Raw genomic sequence first — 19,984 nt, forward strand, 5'->3', positions numbered from 1 at the left:
GCATCTAGCGTAACTTATCCGCTGAAGGCGAGCGTTTATGAACAGTGAGCGGAATCTGCCAGTCCGGGCGGCCAATTCCCGGTCGATCCGGTTGAGACGGGCGTCGTTGATCGCTGCGAGTGCGCTCACCCCGGCATTCCTGTTTTCCGGCTGCACACAGCCCGAGGACCGGGCCGAGCAGGAGCAGACCGAGGCCGCAGTTGAGGCTACCCCCGAGCCGCTGGAAACTGCAGATCTACCCGAAGCAGACGAAATCGATCCCGTCGAGACAGTTCGGATTGCGGATTCTACCCCGAACTACCGTCCGATTGTCTTTCGGCCCAATCCCGCATTTGAACGACGCCCCCGTCGGATCCTGGCGCATCGGGTTCGGACAAGAACACCGCCTCCGCCGCCCCCTCCGCCGCTCGAACCTGGATATACCTATTGGGCCGGGGCCGAAGGTCCGCCGCCGCAGGTCATCCGATGCTTTGGACAATTGGGAACGGTCACCTTCGCGCCAAACTCTGCTGACGTCTATCAAGAAGCTGCCGCGGCCCGGGGAGGCGCCGCGTACAGCTCTGAAAGTGCGTATTCGCCTGGTCACAACTCTGCCGCTTCGCTGGCGAAGCAAGTGGCGGATTGCGGCCCCGGGAGGGTTAGTATCATCGCCGTGGAACCCGCTGGATCACCTGTGGGGAGCACGATCGGCGCCAATACGGAAGCCGACGCCGAGGTGCAGCTGAGCCGCGCCCGGTCCGATGCGCTGCGCAGCGTGCTGGACACGGTTATTGATCCGCAGACGGCCCAGCTTTCCCAGATATTCGTCACCTTCGTGCCTGCTAACGGGGGCACGCCCGATGAATTTTCCGATGAACTGCAGGTCGCCTTCACGCCGACCTGTCCGGTAACATCCCGGATAATTTACGACGAAACGTTCGAGCCGCAAGAGGGTCTGCCGCTGCCCGGCCCGGAGGTGCTGTCTCGGTTGGCAATGTCGAATGGCCTGATCGTGGTCGCAGGATCCGTTGCGGAAACAGAATTGCAGCCCACCTCCGATCCCGTGGGATCCGAACCAATGTCCTCCGAAGCAGCTGTGATCGATATGATCTACGGCCTGTCCGGCAATCTGCAATACGCGCCAGAATTGCAGGGCCGCGCGATAATGAAGCGCTATTACGGCCCCGATTGCGAGGAACTGGATCAGCCGGGGCGGATCGCGGTGTTCGTCGAACCGATGCCGGAACGCTATCTCCAGACAAATGAACAATCGGCCGCAGCCGCTGACCCGCAAACGGATGTGGAATTCGTTTCCGGCGCGGTGGTTCAGCCAATTCCGGAATAGGCCCGCATAATCGCACACGTGTGCACGTCATGGCTTGGGATTTTGCGAAAGCGCTGGTAGGCGCTGCGCCATGCTTGGAATCAACGGAATTACCGTGCGGCTTGGCGGCCGGACCATACTTGATCGCGCGACGGCCTCGGTACCTCCGGGCGGGCGCGTGGGGCTGATCGGCCGCAACGGGGCGGGCAAGTCCACCCTGATGAAAGTGATGATCGGCAGCCTCGATCCGGACGAAGGCACGATCGACATGCCCAAGTCCACGCGGCTGGGCTATATCGCGCAGGACGCCCCGACCGGCACCGCCACGCCTGCCGAAACCGTGCTGGCAGCGGATGTCGAGCGGGCGGAACTGATGGAAGCGTCAGAAACCTGCACCGATCCCGACCGGCTGGGCGACATCCATGACCGGCTGCTGGCGATCGACGCGTATTCAGCCCCCTCACGCGCCGCGCGCATCCTGACCGGGCTGGGCTTCGACGAGGACATGCAGAACCAGCCGCTCGACAGTTTCTCCGGCGGCTGGAAAATGCGCGTGGCGCTGGCCGCGCTGCTCTATTCCGCGCCCGACGTGCTGCTGCTGGACGAACCTTCGAACCACCTTGACCTCGAAGCGACGCTGTGGCTGGAAAACTTCCTCAAGAGCTATCCCGCAACCGTGGTGGTGATCAGTCACGAGCGCGACTTGCTTAACAACGTGGTCGACAACATCCTGCATTTGCAGGGCGGGAAGCTGACGTTGTATCCCGGCGGATACGACAGTTTCGAACGCCAGCGAGCCGAACGCGCGGCCCAGCTTGCGGCGGCCAAGGCCTCGCAGGATGCCCAGCGCGCTCGCCTGCAGGATTACGTCGCCCGCAATAGCGCGCGTGCCTCCACCGCCAAACAGGCTCAGTCGCGCGCCAAGATGCTGGCCAAGATGCAGCCGATCGCGGCGCTGATGGAAGATCCTTCGCTAAGTTTCGATTTTCCCAGCCCGGCCGAACTGAAGCCGCCGCTGATCACGCTCGATCTGGCGGCAGTGGGCTATGCGCAGGACACGCCGATCCTCAAGCGGCTCAATCTGCGGATCGACCCGGATGACCGGATCGCGCTCCTAGGACGCAACGGCAACGGCAAGACCACGCTCGCCCGGCTGCTGGCGGCGCAACTGCCGCCGATGGAAGGCGAGATGAACGCCAGCGGCAAGATGCAGGTCGGCTATTTCACCCAGTACCAGGTGGAAGAACTGGCCAGCGACGCCACCCCGCTGGAGCACATGGGCCGCGTGATGGAAGGCAAACCGCCCGGCGCCATCCGCGCGCAACTGGGCCGGTTCGGCTTTTCCGGAGACCGCGCCACGCAGCAGGTAGCCAAGCTGTCGGGCGGCGAGCGTGCCCGGCTGGCGCTGGCGCTGATCACCCGCGACGCGCCGCATTTGCTGATCCTCGACGAGCCGACCAACCACCTTGACGTCGATGCGCGCGAAGCGCTGGTACAGGCGCTCAATGCCTATGAAGGCGCGGTTATCCTGATCAGCCATGACCGGCACATGGTGGAACTGACCGCCGACCGGCTGGTGCTGGTCGATGGCGGGACCGCGGCGGAATATTCCGGCAGCATGGAAGATTACATCGACTTTGTGCTCGGCCGCAACCAGCCCAAATCGGACGCGGGCGGGGCGAAGATCGTCAAGAAGGACCGCAAGGCCGCCGCGAAGGAGCGGGAAGCGCAGCGCGCGCTCAAGGTCCGTCTGACCGCCGTGGAGAAGGAAGTCGCCCAGCTGGAGGCGCAGTGTTCCGCGCTGGACCGTGCGATGTTCGAACCCGCCAGTGCCGCGCCCGAGTTTGCCAAACTGTCGATGGGCGAATTGTCCAAGCGGCGCGCGCAGCTCGGCAGCGAACTGGAAACGAAAGAAGCCGAGTGGCTTGCCCTCAGCGAGCAGTTCCCCAGCGAAGCGGCAAGCGCGGCCTAAGGGTCAACCGGGCCGGAAGGCGATCCGTATATCTTCGAGATCGCCGAGCATTGCCGCGATCTTGGCGGAATCGAACTTCAGCATAGCTTGGCGAATGCTGTTTTCCGCGTGATCGTAGATCGTGGTGAAGGCTTCGGCGAGTTCGCTGTCCCGGTTGAGCCCGGCGCGTAATGCCGCAACGGCATCAAGCGCCCGCGCCAGCGCCCGCTGGCGCAGATCGTTGTGGCCATGCCGCGCGGCATAGATTGATCGGCCAAGCGCGGAACAGGCTTCCTCCAGACACAACCGGACCAGTGCCGGGGCATCGGATCCGAAAATGCGCGCGTCCATCTGAACCCGGCGGTAAGCTTCCGCGGGGCTGCGTGCCGGGGATACGCGGGCCATCAGTTGCCCGAATTCCATTGGTCGATCTGCGCCTGCAGGAAAGACAGCGTGGACTGGGAATTGGATACCCGGATGTCGGACCGGGAGAACTGGGTAGTCAATTGCGCGCGCAGTGCTTCCTGTTTTTCGGCGATGTCGGACAATTGTTCGGTGATCTTGCCGGCCTGCTTGGTGTATCGCGTAACCGATCCGCCGAGAGTCCCTGGATCGCCGGAAGTGCCCATCGCCCGGGCCAGTTTGTCGAACGTTCCGAACACTCCGAACAGGCCGGTGGTGAACATGGCGGCGGCAGCGTCGGGATTGCTTTCCAACGTCGCGGACAGCCGGTCGGTGTCGAGCCGGAAGGTCCCGTCGCGGGTGATCGCAAGGCCAAGGTCGCCCAAGGTGCGCGGCTCGCCCGGTGCGGCGCCCGGCATCACCACGCTACCCGCCAGCTTGGCCATTTCCCGCTTCAGGCGGCGCGCACCGGGATCGCTGCCCAACTCGCCGCTGATCGGATCGGCACTGGCGGCCAGCTGGCTGCTGATTTCATTGAGGGCCGTGACGAAATCGGCCATTACGCCGGATATTTCGCCGGTGGTGCTGCTGAAACCGATCCGCGTGGGTGCGCCGGTGTTGGTGCCCGTCAGCGACAGGCTGAGACCGCCCGGCAGCCCCCGCACCTGGTTGCTGGCGGAAGTGATTTCGACGGTATCAAACAGGATGCGCGCGTCGGCGGCAGTCTGGCGCAATTGCCCGGTATCCGCGGCAGGGGTCCAAGCCAGATAGTCAATGTTACCCGCAGATGGCGCACCGCCGCTCGCGCTGGTTCCGGTGGCATCCACCGTGAACCCGTTCGCCGCCCCGTCCGCGCCTTTGTAGACAAGCCGCGCGCCGTCGCTGCCGCTTGCGACATACGCGGTCACGCCGCTGCCGCTGGCGTTGATCGCGGCGGCGACTTCGGACAGCGTGGCACCGGCGGCCACGTCGATGGTCACCGGATCGCGCGCCGCGTCGGCAGCAAAGCCGGTGCCGGAAACCGTCCCGAAACGCAGGGTCAGGGTTCCTTCGCCGACAACATCGCTGGAAGACGAATAGGGCGGCGCGACCAATGTCTGCGATCCGGCGAGCTGCGTGACCTCGAGCGAATAGGCGCCTGATGGGGTGGTACCGCTGGCTACGCTGGCACTTGCGACCGAACTGTTGGCGACAAGCGCCCGCGGCGTAAGGTCACCATCACGGATGCGGGAGCCTAGCGCGCTGGCCAACTGGGTCATCTGGTTGCGCAGGGTTGACGCCGCCGAAATCCGGGTTTCCAGCTGCTCGCTGCGCGCTTCCAGCTGCGCGACTTTGGTCGCGAAGCGGGCGACCGCGAGATCGCCGGCCAGCTTCACCATGTCCACGCCGCTGCCCGCACCCAGCGCGCCGACGATTGAGGAGGTCGATGTTTCCATGATTTGAAGAACGACGCGGCGCGGGGGTGATTAAGCCCGAGCGCGGCCTTCGCTGTCGAACTGCATTGTGGCGGGCAGGTCGATCCGCGGGCGATCGGGCTGTTCGCCGCGTTTGAGCGACAGGACGAAGGCCAGGACGCTGGCAATCGCCGAGTAGAGTTCCGCCCGGATCATCTGGTTTTCCCGGGTGGTAAAATAGACCGAGCGGGCGAGCGCCGGAAATTCCAGCGTCGGCACCTTCAGTTGCGCCGCAAGTTCGCGCATCGCCAGCGCCTTCTCGCCGCGGCCTTTCGCAATCACGATTGGCGCGCTGGCGATGGCGGGATCGTATTTCATTGCCACGGAAAAATGGGTCGGGTTGGTCAGCAGGAACTGCGCTTCGCCCATCGCTTTTGTAACGCCTCCGCTGGCGATCTGCCGCTGTCTCTGGCGGATTGCGTTGCGTTTTTCGGGGGAGCCTTCACTTTCCTTGCCCTCGTCCCGGACTTGTTGCAGCGTCATTTTGAGACGCCCCATCTGGCGGAACCACTGGATCGGGAAATCCACTGCGGCGATCAGGCCAAGCCCCGCGGCGAGGATCATCAGCATCGTCGTCAGCGCGTGCCATGCCGCCGACAGCTGCCCGGTCAGGTCGCCCCGCCCGAGACCGAGTATATCGTCCAGCTTGCCGCTTCCCCACCACCACGCGAGGCCGCCCAGCAGGCCCAGTTTCAGGATGCTCTTGCCAAGTTCGATCAGGCCGTTGATGCCGAAAATTCGCCCAAGTCCCTTGACCGGATCCATTCGAGAAGCCTTGGGAGCGAGATTGCCGACCATGAACCTGCCATCGCCGAACAGCAGCTGCGAAGCGACCGTTGCCGCCATCACCACCAGCCCGAGCGTGACAATCGGCACCGCGACCCCCAGAACCGCGTCCGACATCACCCGGCCAGGATCGAAATCCGCAATGTCGCTGCGACGGAAACTGAAACCGGTGCGGGCAATTTCCTTCAGGCTATCCATCAGCCACGGTCCGAAATACTTCAACCACAATGCGCCCGTGAGCACCCCGACCGCCGTGCCCAGTTCCTTGGAGCGCAGCACATCGCCCTTCTTGGCCGCGTCCTGTCTGCGCTTTGCGGTTGGTGCGAATGACTTTTCGCCGGCTTCCTCGCTCATCGGGCCAACACCGCGTCGACATTCTCGAGCGCCATGCCCGACAGCCGAATGAACTGTTCGGAGGTGAACGGCGAAACCGCGATCAGGGCCGCGATCCCGGCGAGCACACCAGCTGGAAGGCCGAGCGCAAACAGGTTGAGTGCGGGAGCGGACCTGCTGAGGACGCCGGTGACCAATTGCACCAGGAACAGTACCAGCATCACCGGCAAGGCAATGGCAACGGCCGTGGTGAAGGCTTGGCCCGCAAAGCTGACGATCAGCCACGCGCGTTCCGCCCCGAGCCAGCTTTCACCTGGCGGGAACGCGCTGTAGCTGTCGATCAGCAGGCGCAGCCACAGCAGGTGGCCACCGATGCCGAGGAAGATCAGGGTCAGCACCACGGTGAAATATTGGCCGAGTGCGCCGGACTGGGCGCCGCTGTTGGGGTCGATGGCCGTCGCGATCGCCATCCCCATGCCGCCGGAAATCTGCTCCGCCGCCATCACCGGCGCGATGAAGCTGATCTGGAGTACGAAACCGAGCGCAAGACCGATAATGACCTCACCGATCAGAGCCATGAACGCCGCTATGGACAACATCTCGGCAGGTGTCTCGACCGGTGTCCAGACCATCACGAACACCGCAATCGCACCGGCCATCGAAATTCGCACCTGCACCGGTATGCTCGACGCGCCGAAGAATGGTGCGGCCAGCAGCGCAGCGCCGACCCGGGTCATGATGAAGATCAGCGCCCACAGCTGGTTCTCGATCCCGCCGAAGCCGAACTGGACGGCGTTCATCGTGAGATGGTCGCTATCTGGGCGAATATCTCGCGGGCGAAATCGCTGACCAGCCCCATCATCGAGGCACCGAACAGCACCAGCACGACCGCGATCATAGCCAGTTTGGGGACGAAGGTCAGGGTTTGTTCGTTGACCGATGTCGCGGCCTGGATCACGCCCACGAACAGGCCGACCGCCAAGGCCGCCAGAAGCACCGGCGCGGCGACCAGACCGGTGACCCACAGCATGCGGTCGGCTAGCGCCAGGACGGATGCGGAATTATCGACCATTGTTCATACCCCTCATACAAAGCTCATCGCCAGACTGCCCATCAACAGGCTCCACCCGTCGATTAGGACGAATAGCAACAACTTGAACGGGAGAGACACGATCGTTGGGCTGAGCATCATCATCCCCAGCGACATCAACACGCTGGCCACTACCAGGTCGATCACTAGGAACGGCAGGAACAGCATGAAGCCGATCTGGAATGCGGTCTTTAGTTCGCTGGTGACAAAGGCGGGCAGCAGGATGGAAAACGGCACACTCTGCGGATTGGCGAACTCGCCCGCACCGGCAATGTCCGCGAACATTGCGAGGTCGGCGGTGCGAGTCTGGCGGATCATGAAGGCGTGGAACTGGTCGCCCGCCTTCCCGATTGCGATCTCGGCCGGCATGGTGCCTGCAGCATAGGGCTCGATTGCGGCGGTGTTCACCCGTTCCAGTGTGGGGGCCATGATGAACAGCGACAAAAACAGCGACAGACCGACCAGCACCTGGTTGGGCGGCGATTGCTGCAGGCCGAGCGCCTGCCGCAGGATCGATAGCACCACGATGATCCGGGTGAAGCTAGTCATCATCAGGATCAGTGCGGGCAGCACGGTCAAGAGACCCATCACCACCAGCAATTGCAGCGACAGGCTTAGCGGTGCCTGCTCGCCGCCCGCAGTAGCTCCCAAAGCGCGGTCGAGCGCGCCGGACAGGGCTGCTTCCGTCGCAGGTCCGCTCGCCAGCACCGCGCCTGCTTGGGCCAGCGCGGGATCGGCCAGCGCAGCGCCCGCTATCAGGGCAAATACGGTGACCGGGATTTTGCCGAAATTAACCATATTGGATCTCGCTTGAAGGCGCGCTGACGAGGCCGGGGGCAGAATTGGCTGCTGGCGCCTCGGCCAACCGGGTAAGGCCGTGGCGGGTGCTCCCCACCAGGATTTCCCGACCGTGAAATTCGATCACTGCCAGCCTGATGCCAGGTGACAGCATGGTGATTTCCAGCAGTCGGGCCGATTTCTGCCTGTCGGGAGAAGTCATCCGCGCCTGAAGCTTTTTGGTCAGCCACAAGCTGCCCCAGATCATTCCGGCAAGCAGCGGCAGCATCAGCACCAGTTTGAGGATATACCAGCCCATCATGCGGCCTCGCGACTGGCAGCCGAGGCGGTGTCATCACCCCCGGCAAGCTGCACGATCTTAAGAGCGAAGCGGCCATCCTGCGCCACGATTTCGCCTTTCGCGATGGGATTCCCGTTGACGAATACGTCGAGCAACTCGTCGGTGAGGCGGTCGAGCGGGACGACCGATTCCTCGCCTAGGGTGAGCACATCCTTCAGCTTGAGCTGGCAGCGGCCAAGCTCGACCGAGAGGGTCACGTCGACGTTGCGCAGCAGGTCCAATCCGGACTTGGTCATGTATTTATTCCTTTGGGCAGATTTTCGGAAATGCGGGTTATCTTGAGTGCCACACGGTCATCCTGAGCGCCGACCGAACCCCAGGCGAGCGGAACCCCGCCGATGTGGAGCGGAACCTGGCGGGCGATCGAAAGCGGGATCAGGTCACCCGGCGTCAGTGCCGCGAGCCGGGCGAGCGGCAGGGTCAGTTCGGCAATCACGGCAACTGCGGGGAGCGCGATATCACCAAACGGTTCACCGAGAGGATCATGGAAAATGGCGTCTGCGGAAACGCCGGACTGCCCGCCGCCAGCTGCCAGCTGGGTGCAATCGATCATGGCCTGCATATCGGTCAGCGATGCGGCGACCACGATCGTCCACGAGGCCTGTTCTTCAGCGGTCACGGTCAGGTCGAAATGGATGCATTCCGCCTTGCCACGAAAGGGATCGAGCTGCCCGAGATCGGTACCCCGGCGGCTGAGGGCAGGGACATCAGCGCCTGAACTGGCAAACACCCGCTCCAGACCGTCGCGGCAGGCGGCTTCGAGTTGGCGCACCGTAAGGTCAGCGGACAGGGGCAGCGTTTCAGGCAGCGCTTCCGGCACTTCACCGGTGCCGCCATAGGCGCGGTCGGTGAGTGCGAGCGCTGCAGCGTGATCGAGCGACATGAGCAGCGCAGCCCCGCCGGAAATATGGGTAACCCAATGCGCAGCCTTACGCCCCAGTCGATTAATGAAGGCGGTGGTGTTCGTCCTTCCGACCTCACCCGCTGCCAGCGTCAGGTCCGCGCCGCCGCAGATTGCGCCAAGGTGCCGCCCCAGCTCGGATGCGATCCGGGAGGCGAGTTCCGCACAGTCGCTCGCGAGATCGCGCGCTGGCGGGGTCGCAGGCAGCAGCTCCGCGCAATGCTGCGCCAGGGCCCGCCGGGCCGTGAAGTCATGCTGCGGGGTCACTGAACCAAGAAGCCCCGGAAGTGCACGTCATCGACGCCGCCGAAGCCCTCGGTTTCGGTCAGTACCCGATTGATGGCAGCGGTCAGCCGTTTCTGCAGGCGCGCCTTTCCTTCGACCGAATAAACGTCGCCTTCAGGAGTATCGGCAAGTTCGATCAGGATTGCGGAGCGGATCGCCAAGTCATGCTTCCTCAGCCACATCAGGACCCGCCCGTCATACCGTGTCGATGCGGCGAGGCTGACTTGGATCAGCGCCGCGGAATCGAGCAGGTTGGAAGTGAATGCGTCCTCGAACGAGTAATAGGTGGTACGGTATTCGCTGCCGCCTTCGCCATCAACGTCGTCGACCTCGCCTTCCTTGGCTTCGGACTTGGGGGCATATGGGTCTTCTTCGCCCTTGCGGACCAGTTTGGGCAGATCGGGACCCTTGGCTTCGTGGGACGCGCCAAGATAGCCCATCGCGACCGCGCCATAGGCGCCGCCCGCGCCCACGCCGAGCATGGCGAGTGCGATGATCACCAGTTTCATCTTCCCTTTTTTGGCCGGAGCATCATCGTCAGTTTTCTTGGGCTTGGTCATCGATGTTCTTTCAGTTCGGTTGGCGGAGTATCAGGCGTAGAGGCCGCGTGTTTCGGTGCGCCGTACGTTCGGCTGACTGCCGCCTGCCTCCTCCGTGGGGAGGTCACCGGCTTGTTCGGGGCTTGAATGTTGCGCCAGCGAACGCGCGTTGCCGCTCGCCTGGTGCTGGGCCTGAGCGTGGCTGTGGGGCTGGCCGTTTCCGGCTGCGGCGCTGTCGCCGCGTGCGGGATTGCTGTCATTGCGGACAGGCTCGGGCGTGGATGCCGCTCGTTCGGCCAGCGCCGTGCGAGCCGCATGCGCGAAATCAGGATCGTGGCTGGTCATCGTCACGCTGACGCTGACCGGATTGCCCGCCAGCCCAGGGCCGGTAGAGGAACCCGGTGCCGCATCGAACCGCAAATTGACCTGACCGAACTCGGCATGGGCCAGCGACAGGCGGGCGGTCCCAGGGTGGGCCGCTTCGCGAGCCTGTGAGAGCCGGTCGATCAGCGCCTCGAAATCGCGCGAAGCGATCGGGGCTTGAACTGCGGTATCCGCAGCGAAGGAACCGGACGATGCTAATGGGACGATGCTCGCGAGGATTGCTTCGGGGCTGGGGCCTGCGCCGATAGGCACTGCGGCTCCTTGAAGCGCGCCAGTTACAGGTCGGCGGCCTTCACCCGCCAACCCAAGCGCTTCCCGGGTCGAAAACTGCACGACAGGCGGCGGTATCACCTGAGACGTGGCCTCCGGGGTGCGACCCTTCGCGGCTGGGGCGGGCTGGGTCACTTGAACTGTATTCGAGTTGACTTCGGCTGGCGCAGGCGGCGTCTGCTTGATTTTACCGGGTGCGGGTGCGGGTGCGGGTGCGGGTTCGGACTTGGCCACGGACGAGACTTCGGCTGCGTCGATGGAAAACGCGGCGAGCTTCGGCAGCGGGCGCTTGGTGCCCTCGGCAGCCTGCAGGTCATCGGCCGAAGTCGGCCCTGCGGCAGGCTCGGCTGCCGTCACTATCGGCACCGGCACCGGCATCGTGCCGAATGCCGCCGCGTCCAGCACTACGGCTGCTTCAATCGGCTGCGTTTCGGGAGTAGCGGCCCCCTGCGCGAACTCCGTATTGCCCGGCGAAATCTTGCCGGGCAGTTTGCCGTCCGGCAAAACGTTGCCGGTCCGGGGCATTTCGGAGAGCCCTAAGGACGGAGCGGCAGGACTGCCGGCCAAGTTGGCACCGCCTGTCTCGAGCAGGCTGGCAAAAGTACCCGCCAAACGTGCCGTACCCTTGCCAGAAAGTGCCTGGAGCAGCTCGAGACCGCGGCCCTTCCCCGAAAGCGCGGGATCGGCGGGAATGGCGCGGATGGAATGCAAGGTGTGTCCTTTCGCTGCAGTAAAAATGCCGGGCGTCCATCCCGTCATCGGCTCGGGAAAACCGGGCTTACCGCTTGTTATTCAAGGACCGTGCCAAATGGGTCTGCGCTGCGATCTGGGCCGAGGTTCGTGCCCTCGCTGCGGCTTGGCGGTCCGCAGTGAGCCTCTGTTCGACCAGGTCGCGGCTGCGTTCGGCATGGGCCAGCCGGACTTGCTCGGCATCGGCGGACTGCCGCGCCGCCGCGCTGCTGCGCGCTGCATCGGCGGACAATTGCGCGATCCCGCCGTGGTAAGCGCGCAGGTTCTGGAGACCCGCAGCGTCGGGGACATCGGGCCGACCCGCGTAATCGGCCGCCAGCGCGCTGCTGCGGCGCGCCACTCCGGAAAGGCGGGCAAAGGCAAGTTCCGCGCTCGAAACTTTTTCCAGCGCGGCGAGCCGAGCGACATTGCGAACCCGCATCAGTCGTTCCAGCCGCCGCGTCCTGCCGGTATTGCCCTTCATACGGGCGGACGATCGGTGAGCGTAAGCGCCAGTTGCTCGATTGATTCGGCCAACGACACGGGCTTGTCAGGCGGCTGGATCAAGAATTCCCGCAGGCGGTCGTGCATGGCGATGGCGCGGTCGATGCCCGCGTCCGCTCCCTCGCGGTAGGCGCCCATAAGCACCAGATCGCGGTTGGCCTGGTATTGTGCCACGAGGCTGCGGAATTCGCGTGCGTTCTTCTGGTGTTCGCGGCTGGTGACGCCGTCCATCACGCGGCTGAGCGACGCGGTTACATCTATTGCGGGGTACTGCCCCTGCTGGGCAAGTTCGCGCGACAGCACGATATGCCCGTCAAGGATCGCGCGGGCACTGTCGACCACCGGATCGTCCGGATCGTCGCCATCGGCGAGCACGGTATAGATGCCGGTAATCGAACCGCCGCTGACCGAGGAATTTCCCGCGCGCTCGACCAGCTTGGTCACTGCCGCCAGCGCGGACGGCGGATAGCCGCGCGCCGCGCCCGGTTCCCCCAGCAGCAGGCCGATTTCACGGGCGGCGTGCGCAACCCGCGTCAGGCTGTCCATGATCAAGGTCACCTGACGACCCTGGGCGCGGAAATACTCGGCCATTGACGCCGCCAATTGGGCACCGCGGAGCCGTAGGTTCGCCGCGTGATCCGCAGGTACCGCTATGATCACCATCCGGCGGCGCATCGGCCCGGTCATGTGGCGGCTGACGAAATCGGACACTTCGCGGGCGCGCTCCCCGATCAGTGCCACAACCGCAATCTCGCTTTCACAGCCGCCCGCGATCATATCCAGCAGGACTGATTTGCCGACGCCCGATCCGGCAATGATGCCGAGCCGCTGGCCAATCCCCATAGTGGTAAGTGCATTCATCGCGCGAACCCCACAATCGAACGGTTCGATCACGGAGGACCGCTCGAGCGCACCTTCGCGCCTGCCGCCTAGCGCCCAGCGGGCCGCGCTGCGGATCGGCTTGCCGCCATCGATCGGCGCTCCGGTCGCGTCGATGGCGCGGCCTAGAAACGCTTCTCCGACTGCCACGGTGCCGGGCTCGCCTTCGGCCCGCACCAGCGCCCCGGGATGCAACATCACCGTATCGCCGAGCAGCATCATCAGGCTGAACTGGCCGCGAAAGCCGATAACTTCCGCTTGCGGGCCAAGGGTCGGTCCGGAGGTCAGGATCCGGCACAGGCTTCCGATCGGAACCGGCAGACCGGACACCTGGATCAGCCCGCCATCGCAGGAACAGATCCTGCCATAGCGACGCGGCGCAAGCGGACCGTGCACAGTGCGCAGGTCCGCCAGCTGGCTTTCCATCAGCCCTATCATGACGCAGCCCGACCGATGCCGAGCATCTCAGCCAGCGAACGCCGCCATTCCTGGGGACCGCTGGCGATGTCGCCCTCGCGGCCCACCAGCCGGATCGAACCCGGCTCCAATGTGTCGTCCGCAGCAATGGTCCAGCCGCCGGGTTCGACCGTCTGCATCCGGGAGACGTCGGTGGGATGGAGGTGCAGGGTGCAAAGGGACAAATCCTCGCCCAGCAAGACCGCGGCTTCGCGGCAACGTTCCGCCAATCTGGCATGGTCGAGCGCCAAGGGCGCCAACGTGGCTTCGCACAGCATGGCGACGGTTTCGGATAGCTGCCGGCTCAGACGGTCGGCCATGTCGTCGTCGAATCTGCGCAGGGCCACGCCCAGCTTGCGCCGTTCCGCGTTTTCCTGCTTTGCTTCGGCAAGTGCTTCGGCGCGGCCCTGACGGCGTCCATTATCGAACGCCGCCTCGTGCCGTTCATCTGCGTGATCGGGTGCCACCGACGCTGCGAGAGGGGGAGAATACCCTGCGCCGATGGCCGTGGAATCGAACCGGGGGTCCGCCACGAAGTTGTTTTGATTACCTTGGGTGCCAAACCAGATGGTCTCGAAATTTGTGGAACTAGCGGGCGACCGGTCAGACATAATCGCCCTCGTCCCCGCCTGAGCCGAAGGAAATCTCGCCTTGTTCCGCGAGTTTGCGGGCTTCGTCGATCATCCGTTGCTGGGCTGCTTCGACGTCCTTGCGCTTGATCCGGCCGCGGCTTTCGATCTCGTCGCGCACACCATCGGCGGCGCGTTCGGACATCGCGGCGAAAATTGGTCCGCGCTGATCTTCCTCCAAGCCCTTGAGCGCGTCGATCAACACTTCGCTTTCGATGTCGCGGAGCAGGCGGCCCATCGGTAGCGGTTCCAGTGCCAGGATCATGTCGAACTTGAACATTTCCGCTTCGATCAATTGCGCCAGCGGCGCGTTGATGCGGGTAATTTCCGGCATCACGACCTGTTCGACCCCGGCAGCCTGGTTGATCAGGTCAGCCGCCTCGCGTGCGCCGCCCATCTTGAGCGCCTTCTCGCCGAATTGCCGGCCGATCCGGTCAGCCAATATGTCGTTGAGCATGGCCACCGCGTGGGCGGACACCGGACCCAGCCGTGCGATGCGCTCGACAATTGTCGGCTGCACTGCTTCCGGCAAGCCCGCAAGGATCTGTGCGGCTTGTTCCGGTTCGAGCAGCAGCAGCAGCACCGCAACTGCCTGCGGATGTTCGTCCTTGACCAGCTGGACCAGTACGGGCGGGGCAAGCCACCGGGCGAGGTCGATCGTCTGGCTGCGTGTATCGGGCGCAATCCGTTCGAGCAGGGACTGGGCTTTGACCTCGCCGACGGCTTGGGTCATTACGGTGCGCAGACGGGTAAAGCGGCCCTGCACAGGCAGCAGTTCGACCTCGGCGTGTTCGATGAACCCGGCAATTGCGGACGAAACCCAAGCGGGTCCGACATCTTCCATCTCGCACATGGTCCGGCCAACCAGTTCGAGGTGATCCGGATCGAGTCGGCCGAGAATGTTGGCGGCCTCGTCATCATCCAGCAGCATCAGGATCACGGAAGCGCGTTCGGCCTCCGACAGGACGGATGTCTCGATCATGCCGCGCGGTCCTGTGCAAGCCCCTGGGGCGGACTGGAGAGCATCCGGCGCAGCGCGTCGGCAGCACGGTCGGGCTGTTCCTTCGCCAGTTTCTTGGCCAGGTCTACCTGTTCGCGCAGGTCACCGTGCCCCGTCGAGGCGCCGGGAGTTTCTGCAACTGCGGCAAGTACGGCGGGGGTATCGTCACCTTCATCCTCGCCTGCGGCGGGGACTGCGGCCTTGTCTTTCAGGATGCGCATGACCGGACGCACCACGAACAGCAGCGCTAGGATTATGCCGATCAACGCGACTACGTTGCGCAGCACCGTTGCGAACCACGCGGTTTCGTAAAACGGCACGTCCGCGATCACGGCGGGGTCGAATTTGCCCGCGATGACCGTTACCTGGTCGCCGCGTGCGGGATTGGCCCCCACGGCGGAGGCTATCAGTTCCTCGATCTGCTTGGCGCTGGCCGGTTTGATCCGGGCGAGCGCTTCGGAACTTAGCGCAACGGCCACGGTCAGGCGCTTGACGCCCCCGGGCTGGCTGCTGGAAACCGCCACTTCGCGCCCCAGTTCATACGTTTTCTGGTCGCTGGTCTCGCCGTTGGTCGGGCCGGTACCGGCGGGCGCTGCGCCGAGGTTCTGCTCCTCCCCGACTGGCCCCAACTGGGTGGCGGGCGGCGGGGTGTTGGACAGGACACCCGGTACGCCGCCGGCCTGCGCGCCACCAGTCTGGGTGGATTCGCGGCGCATTTCGCTGCGGATCACGCCTTCCTTGTCGTAAGATTCGCGCGCCGAGGTGGTTTCTTCCAGATCGAGTTCAACCTGGACTTCGGTGGAGAAATTGCCCGAACCGATAAGCGGCGCAAGGAGCTGCGAAATCTGCGCACGCAATTTTTCCTCGTAGCTGCGCTGAAGATCCAGCGCCTTGCCGTCCTTGGCCGTGCGGTCGGACAGCAACTGGCCGTGCTGGTCGACGACCTGAACCTGGTCGGCCTGGAGCGACGGGACCGAGCCCGCGACCAGGTTCACGATCGCGTTGACCTGGTCGTCGGACAGGTTCCGGCCGCGCGCAAGCCGGACCATGACTGACGCGCTGGGCGGAACATTCTCGCGGACGAAGACCGACTTTTCAGCTTGGGCGAGATGGACCCTGACGGCTTCGACACCGTCGATCTCCATGATCGTCATGGTCAGCTCCCGCTCGCGGACATTGCGCAGCCGCTCGCCTTCTAGTGTGCGGCTCGATCCAATCGGAATCGCGTCGAGCATGGCGGAGGTGCTCTCCGGCGCGGCGAGGCCGCCGTCGCTGGCGACGAGCATCCGGGCGCGGTAGAGATCGTCTTCGCCGACCGACAGCGCGCCTGTCGAATTGTCGATCGTGTAGGGTATGCCGCCCTGGTCCAGCGCCGCCGCCACTTCGGAACGCTCGGCGTCGGTAAGGCTGCCGTACAACATGCGCTGCGGGCCTTCGGCGAGCGCGAGATACAGTAGGGCGCTCCCGGCGATGGCCACGATCCCGGCGGTCATCGGCAGGCTTTTGCGCACCGCTGGCTGTCCGAAGAAGGCGGAGGCCCGCGCACCGGCGCTGCCGCCGGCTCCGAGAGGGGCAAGGATGGAGCGCTGAGCAGCGATGCTCGGCGTCATTGGCATGATGTTATCAGCCATCTATCAGACCCCCATCCGCATGATGTCTTGATAGGCGGACAGAAGTTTGTTGCGGACCTGAAGGGTTGCCTCGAACGCCACGCCGGCTTCCTGCCGCGCCAGCATGACCTGCGCGACGTCTACGACTTCGCCGCGTTCGAACCCCTCGGTCATCTCGGAGGAACGAATCTGGGTTTCGTTCACGCCTTGCAATGCGGTTTGCAGCGTGGCTGCAAAGCCGCCGCCTGCGGTGGTCCCGGCGTCGGGAGCCGAGCCTACCGCACGGTCTTCGCGCAGGGATTGCAGCGCGCTTGACCGGTCGATGACTTGCTGGCGCAGCGCGATCACCGCGTTCACGCCGCCCGCGCCTCCGACCGGGCTCATCGAGCGGCTCCGGCGAAAGCAAGTCCGGCATCGCGGATATCGGCAAGGCGGTACCGCAGCGTGCGTTCGGAAATGCCCAATCGCCGCGCGGTATCGATCCGGTGGCCGCCGCATTCGTCCAGCGTGCGGATGATCGCCTGCGCTTCCGACTGGCGGACGATGGACGCCAGCTTGCGGACGTTCTGGCGTTCCGGCTGCGGCGTTTCGAGCGGCGCAATGTCATGCTCCATCACCGGTACCGCAAGCGCCACCTTGTCGAATGTGATATGCTCCGCCTCGATCTTGCCGGTTCCGTCCGCGAGGAGTAACGCGCGGCGCAGGACATTTTCCAATTCGCGGATGTTGCCCGGCCAGGCGTGTTCTTGCAGTTTGTCCAGCGCAGCCTCCGCGATCCACGGCAGGGGTCCGGACGGCGGGCCGTGCCGCAGCACCATGGCGAAGGCGAGCGGCGCGATGTCGTCGCGCCGCTCGCGCAAGGCGGCGAGGCTGAGGGGGAACACATTAAGGCGGTAAAACAGGTCGGCGCGCAGGCGGCCTTCGGCTACCTCGGTGGGCAGGTCGCGGTTGGCGGCGGCAATGATCCGCACGTCAACTTTGACCGGGCTGGTCGCCCCGATTGGCACCACTTCGCCTTCCTGCAGCACCCTTAGCAATTTCGCCTGAAGGCCGATCGGCATTTCGGCGATTTCATCGAGCAGCAGCGTCCCGCCATCGGCAGCGCGGAAGAAGCCCTCGCTCGCCGCTGCCGCACCGGTGAAAGCGCCCTTTAAATGGCCGAACAGCAACGCTTCGAGCATCGCCTCGGGCATAGCGGCGCAGTTGATAGCGACGAACGGGCCGGTCCTGCGCGGGCTGCGGTTATGGATGAAGCGGGCCAGCACTTCCTTGCCGGTGCCGGTCGGGCCGTCGATCAGAACGGGTATCTCGCTCGTCGCGACGCGGGCGGCCAGCGCCAGCAGCGCAGCACTTCCAGCATCGGCGCACACCGGCATTCCCGCTGGTGTCACCGCCGCTACGACGGCCGCCGCCGCGCCTTGGCCGCGGACATCGTCATAGCGTATGGTAATCCGCCCCGTGCCTTCGCGCAGTAGTGCTGGGCAGCCCGCATTCTGGAGCAGCAGCACCCGGTCCCCATGGCGGCGAGCGGGCGGCGCATCGCCGGCATGGGCGACCACCAGCCCACCTTTACCAGGCATGGCGTGCGCCACATCGGCGGCGATCCCCACCAGCAATGGGTGATTTTTTTCGGCCGCCGGATCGATCCGGATGTCCGCTTGGAAGTTAGTCATTGTTGGCCCCCGTTAACCTTGTTCACAAGGGTGCTATTGCGGTTCTAACGGCAAACTATGCGGTAACTTAACGCCTCGTATTAACACCTACCCGGCCCGGCAGGGAAAATGCCTTTTGAGACAATGGTCCCCTTAAACATCGCGATGAATGGTCGCTCTATCCGGTGACGGCCATGACGTGGTGTCTGGCTGCAGGGATCAACCGACTTGAGATCCAAATCGACTGAATATCATGTAACTAAATACAGATAAGGGAAATTCACCATGGCAATTATCAACACCAATATTTCTGCCCTGAAGGCAACCAACGCCTCCTCGCAGGCCGACAAGATGCTCGCTACGTCGATGGAGCGCCTTTCCACCGGCAAGCGCATCAACGGTGCGAAGGATGATGCCGCCGGCCTCGCCATTGCCACCAGCATGACCTCGCAGGTGCGCGGCATGAACCAGGGCATCCGCAACGCAAACGACGGTATCGCGCTGGCGCAAACAGCCGAAGGCGCCCTGGACGAAGTGTCCAACATGCTTCAGCGGGTCCGCGAACTCGCAACCCAGTCCGCCTCAGGCACCTATCAAGACGCCACCGACCGTACTTATATGCAGGCTGAAGTTGACGAACTGACCGCGCAGATCGACCAAGTGGTCACCAACAGCAAATTCAACGGCGTCACGTTGTTCGATGGTACCACCGCCACGGTCACTATCCAGACCGGCGCCAATACGGCGGATACCGTCGATCTCGCGATGGCCGACCTGACCACGTTGGCAGCCAGCGGCGGTGCGGCCGGATCCTATGACGTATCGACTGCAACCGCGGCAAATACGCTGCTGGCGACGCTCGATACCGAGATCGACAGCATTTCCGGTTCACGCGCCACGCTCGGCGCCGGGCAGAACCGTCTGGAATCGGTGGTGACCACGCTGTCAAGCAACGTCACCAACCTCTCGGACGCCCGTTCGCGGATCATGGACACCGATTACGCGTCGGAAACGACTGCGCTGGCGAAGGCTCAGATTCTCAGCCAGGCGTCCACCGCGATGCTCAGTCAGGCAAACCAGAGCCAACAGAACGTGTTGTCGCTGCTGCGGTAAGGTTGGTCCCTTCAATCAGTAGACGAATGGGAAGGGTCCGGCGCGCAAGCTCCGGGCCCTTTTCGGATTGCGCCGGACTAGGGTTATACCGGTGACATGTCCAACATTCGGCGTCACCTAAAAATTACTTTTTGAGATAAGGTGGTTAGGTAAGCAAACTAACAGTTTGCGCGGGCTAAAGAGAATAAAATAGTCGTACGTGGGATGCGTTTGTTGCCAGCGATGTCAAAGAACCGGAGCCGGTTAGCAGGCGGTGTAGGAAACTTTCAAACGCGCCCCCGTGAGCCAAGCTATTGCTTGTAAAAGAAATCTTTTCCTTGATATGACGCTTTTCGTAATGCTTCGAGGGAAAGGTCGCAAATGGCGAAGGGCATTCTGGCGAAAATCGTCCTCGTCGCTGCTGCGTCATCCATTCCCGCTGTGCTTCATGGTCAGGAAAACATACCGGAAATAACCGTCGAGGGAACGCGCGCGACGCTGCCCGATGCGACGCAATCCTTTCGCGCAATAGCCAACGCGACTAATGGTAACCTGGCGCGGTACGAAGTGGGGGTGTGCCCGGGCGTAGCTGGTCTG

Annotated in this window: 22 protein-coding genes; 4 read left to right on the top strand and 18 right to left on the bottom strand. The window is 63.9% G+C overall.

The features are described from left to right. Positions 1 to 37 precede the first annotated feature (37 nt). Together GRI65_RS10735 and GRI65_RS10740 are read left to right on the top strand one after the other, a co-directional pair. Positions 38 to 1,324, top strand: a complete 1,287-nt coding sequence (locus GRI65_RS10735; RefSeq protein WP_160756468.1) for a hypothetical protein — start codon at positions 38 to 40, stop codon at positions 1,322 to 1,324. A gap of 70 nt (positions 1,325 to 1,394) precedes the next feature. Further along, on the top strand, positions 1,395 to 3,275 hold the full coding sequence (locus tag GRI65_RS10740; protein WP_160756469.1) for an ABC-F family ATP-binding cassette domain-containing protein: 1,881 nt from the start codon (positions 1,395 to 1,397) through the stop codon (positions 3,273 to 3,275). 3 nt (positions 3,276 to 3,278) lie between these two features. Here GRI65_RS10740 and GRI65_RS10745 read toward each other — a convergent pair whose 3' ends face one another. The 18 genes from GRI65_RS10745 to GRI65_RS10830 form a co-directional block, all read right to left on the bottom strand. Continuing rightward, positions 3,279 to 3,677 (bottom strand): flagellar export chaperone FliS, encoded by a 399-nt coding sequence (locus GRI65_RS10745; RefSeq protein WP_160756470.1) that lies wholly within the window; start codon positions 3,675 to 3,677, stop codon positions 3,279 to 3,281. Continuing rightward, on the bottom strand, positions 3,659 to 5,092 hold the full coding sequence (gene fliD / locus GRI65_RS10750; protein WP_160756471.1) for a flagellar filament capping protein FliD: 1,434 nt from the start codon (positions 5,090 to 5,092) through the stop codon (positions 3,659 to 3,661). The genes GRI65_RS10745 and fliD overlap by 19 nt, the downstream gene beginning before the upstream one ends. A gap of 30 nt (positions 5,093 to 5,122) precedes the next feature. Further along, positions 5,123 to 6,250, bottom strand: coding sequence for an EscU/YscU/HrcU family type III secretion system export apparatus switch protein (locus GRI65_RS10755; protein WP_160756472.1), 1,128 nt, complete (start codon positions 6,248 to 6,250; stop codon positions 5,123 to 5,125). Further along, positions 6,247 to 7,029, bottom strand: a complete 783-nt coding sequence (gene fliR / locus GRI65_RS10760) for a flagellar biosynthetic protein FliR (protein WP_160756473.1) — start codon at positions 7,027 to 7,029, stop codon at positions 6,247 to 6,249. Before fliR ends, GRI65_RS10755 begins: the two co-directional genes overlap by 4 nt. Then, positions 7,026 to 7,301 carry a flagellar biosynthetic protein FliQ gene (locus tag GRI65_RS10765; RefSeq protein ID WP_160756474.1) on the bottom strand — a complete coding sequence of 92 codons (276 nt, stop codon included), beginning with the start codon at positions 7,299 to 7,301 and terminating at the stop codon, positions 7,026 to 7,028. Before GRI65_RS10765 ends, fliR begins: the two co-directional genes overlap by 4 nt. Before the next feature lie 12 nt (positions 7,302 to 7,313). After that, positions 7,314 to 8,117: a flagellar type III secretion system pore protein FliP gene (fliP, locus tag GRI65_RS10770; protein WP_160756475.1), complete on the bottom strand. Its 804-nt coding sequence runs from the start codon at positions 8,115 to 8,117 to the stop codon at positions 7,314 to 7,316. Next, complete coding sequence (locus GRI65_RS10775) at positions 8,110 to 8,418, bottom strand: flagellar biosynthetic protein FliO (RefSeq protein WP_332872636.1); 309 nt, start codon at positions 8,416 to 8,418, stop codon at positions 8,110 to 8,112. The genes fliP and GRI65_RS10775 overlap by 8 nt, the downstream gene beginning before the upstream one ends. Further along, entirely contained in the window at positions 8,415 to 8,693 is a 279-nt protein-coding gene (fliN, locus tag GRI65_RS10780; protein WP_160756476.1) for a flagellar motor switch protein FliN, read from the bottom strand. The genes GRI65_RS10775 and fliN overlap by 4 nt, the downstream gene beginning before the upstream one ends. Beyond that, on the bottom strand, positions 8,690 to 9,625 hold the full coding sequence (locus GRI65_RS15455) for a FliM/FliN family flagellar motor C-terminal domain-containing protein (protein WP_160756477.1): 936 nt from the start codon (positions 9,623 to 9,625) through the stop codon (positions 8,690 to 8,692). The genes fliN and GRI65_RS15455 overlap by 4 nt, the downstream gene beginning before the upstream one ends. After that, positions 9,622 to 10,203, bottom strand: coding sequence for a flagellar basal body-associated FliL family protein (locus GRI65_RS10790; RefSeq protein WP_160756478.1), 582 nt, complete (start codon positions 10,201 to 10,203; stop codon positions 9,622 to 9,624). The genes GRI65_RS15455 and GRI65_RS10790 overlap by 4 nt, the downstream gene beginning before the upstream one ends. A gap of 30 nt (positions 10,204 to 10,233) precedes the next feature. Then, positions 10,234 to 11,547: a hypothetical protein gene (locus tag GRI65_RS10795; RefSeq protein ID WP_160756479.1), complete on the bottom strand. Its 1,314-nt coding sequence runs from the start codon at positions 11,545 to 11,547 to the stop codon at positions 10,234 to 10,236. 67 nt (positions 11,548 to 11,614) lie between these two features. After that, a complete protein-coding gene (locus tag GRI65_RS10800; RefSeq protein ID WP_160756480.1) occupies positions 11,615 to 12,049 on the bottom strand; it encodes a hypothetical protein in 435 nt (144 codons plus the stop codon). Further along, positions 12,046 to 13,386, bottom strand: a complete 1,341-nt coding sequence (locus GRI65_RS10805) for a FliI/YscN family ATPase (protein WP_160756481.1) — start codon at positions 13,384 to 13,386, stop codon at positions 12,046 to 12,048. The genes GRI65_RS10800 and GRI65_RS10805 overlap by 4 nt, the downstream gene beginning before the upstream one ends. Continuing rightward, entirely contained in the window at positions 13,383 to 13,937 is a 555-nt protein-coding gene (locus tag GRI65_RS15400) for a FliH/SctL family protein (protein WP_160756482.1), read from the bottom strand. Before GRI65_RS15400 ends, GRI65_RS10805 begins: the two co-directional genes overlap by 4 nt. Positions 13,938 to 14,007: 70 nt before the next feature. Further along, positions 14,008 to 15,015: a flagellar motor switch protein FliG gene (locus GRI65_RS10815; RefSeq protein ID WP_160756483.1), complete on the bottom strand. Its 1,008-nt coding sequence runs from the start codon at positions 15,013 to 15,015 to the stop codon at positions 14,008 to 14,010. Continuing rightward, positions 15,012 to 16,664, bottom strand: a complete 1,653-nt coding sequence (fliF, locus tag GRI65_RS10820) for a flagellar basal-body MS-ring/collar protein FliF (RefSeq protein WP_160756484.1) — start codon at positions 16,662 to 16,664, stop codon at positions 15,012 to 15,014. The genes GRI65_RS10815 and fliF overlap by 4 nt, the downstream gene beginning before the upstream one ends. A 3-nt stretch (positions 16,665 to 16,667) precedes the next feature. Then, positions 16,668 to 17,027 carry a flagellar hook-basal body complex protein FliE gene (fliE, locus tag GRI65_RS10825; RefSeq protein WP_160756485.1) on the bottom strand — a complete coding sequence of 120 codons (360 nt, stop codon included), beginning with the start codon at positions 17,025 to 17,027 and terminating at the stop codon, positions 16,668 to 16,670. Continuing rightward, positions 17,024 to 18,316, bottom strand: a complete 1,293-nt coding sequence (locus GRI65_RS10830) for a sigma-54 interaction domain-containing protein (RefSeq protein ID WP_232844041.1) — start codon at positions 18,314 to 18,316, stop codon at positions 17,024 to 17,026. The genes fliE and GRI65_RS10830 overlap by 4 nt, the downstream gene beginning before the upstream one ends. A gap of 264 nt (positions 18,317 to 18,580) precedes the next feature. On the opposite strand from GRI65_RS10830, the gene GRI65_RS10835 reads away from it, so the two are divergent. Next, positions 18,581 to 19,408, top strand: a complete 828-nt coding sequence (locus GRI65_RS10835) for a flagellin N-terminal helical domain-containing protein (protein WP_160756486.1) — start codon at positions 18,581 to 18,583, stop codon at positions 19,406 to 19,408. Between the two features lie 360 nt (positions 19,409 to 19,768). Further along, on the top strand, positions 19,769 to 19,984 hold a 216-nt coding region (locus tag GRI65_RS10840; protein ID WP_160756487.1), incomplete at its 3' end, for a hypothetical protein.

Origin of the sequence: Allopontixanthobacter sediminis (assembly GCF_009828115.1) — a bacterium.
GTDB classification, from domain to species: Bacteria; Pseudomonadota; Alphaproteobacteria; order Sphingomonadales; family Sphingomonadaceae; genus Allopontixanthobacter; species Allopontixanthobacter sediminis.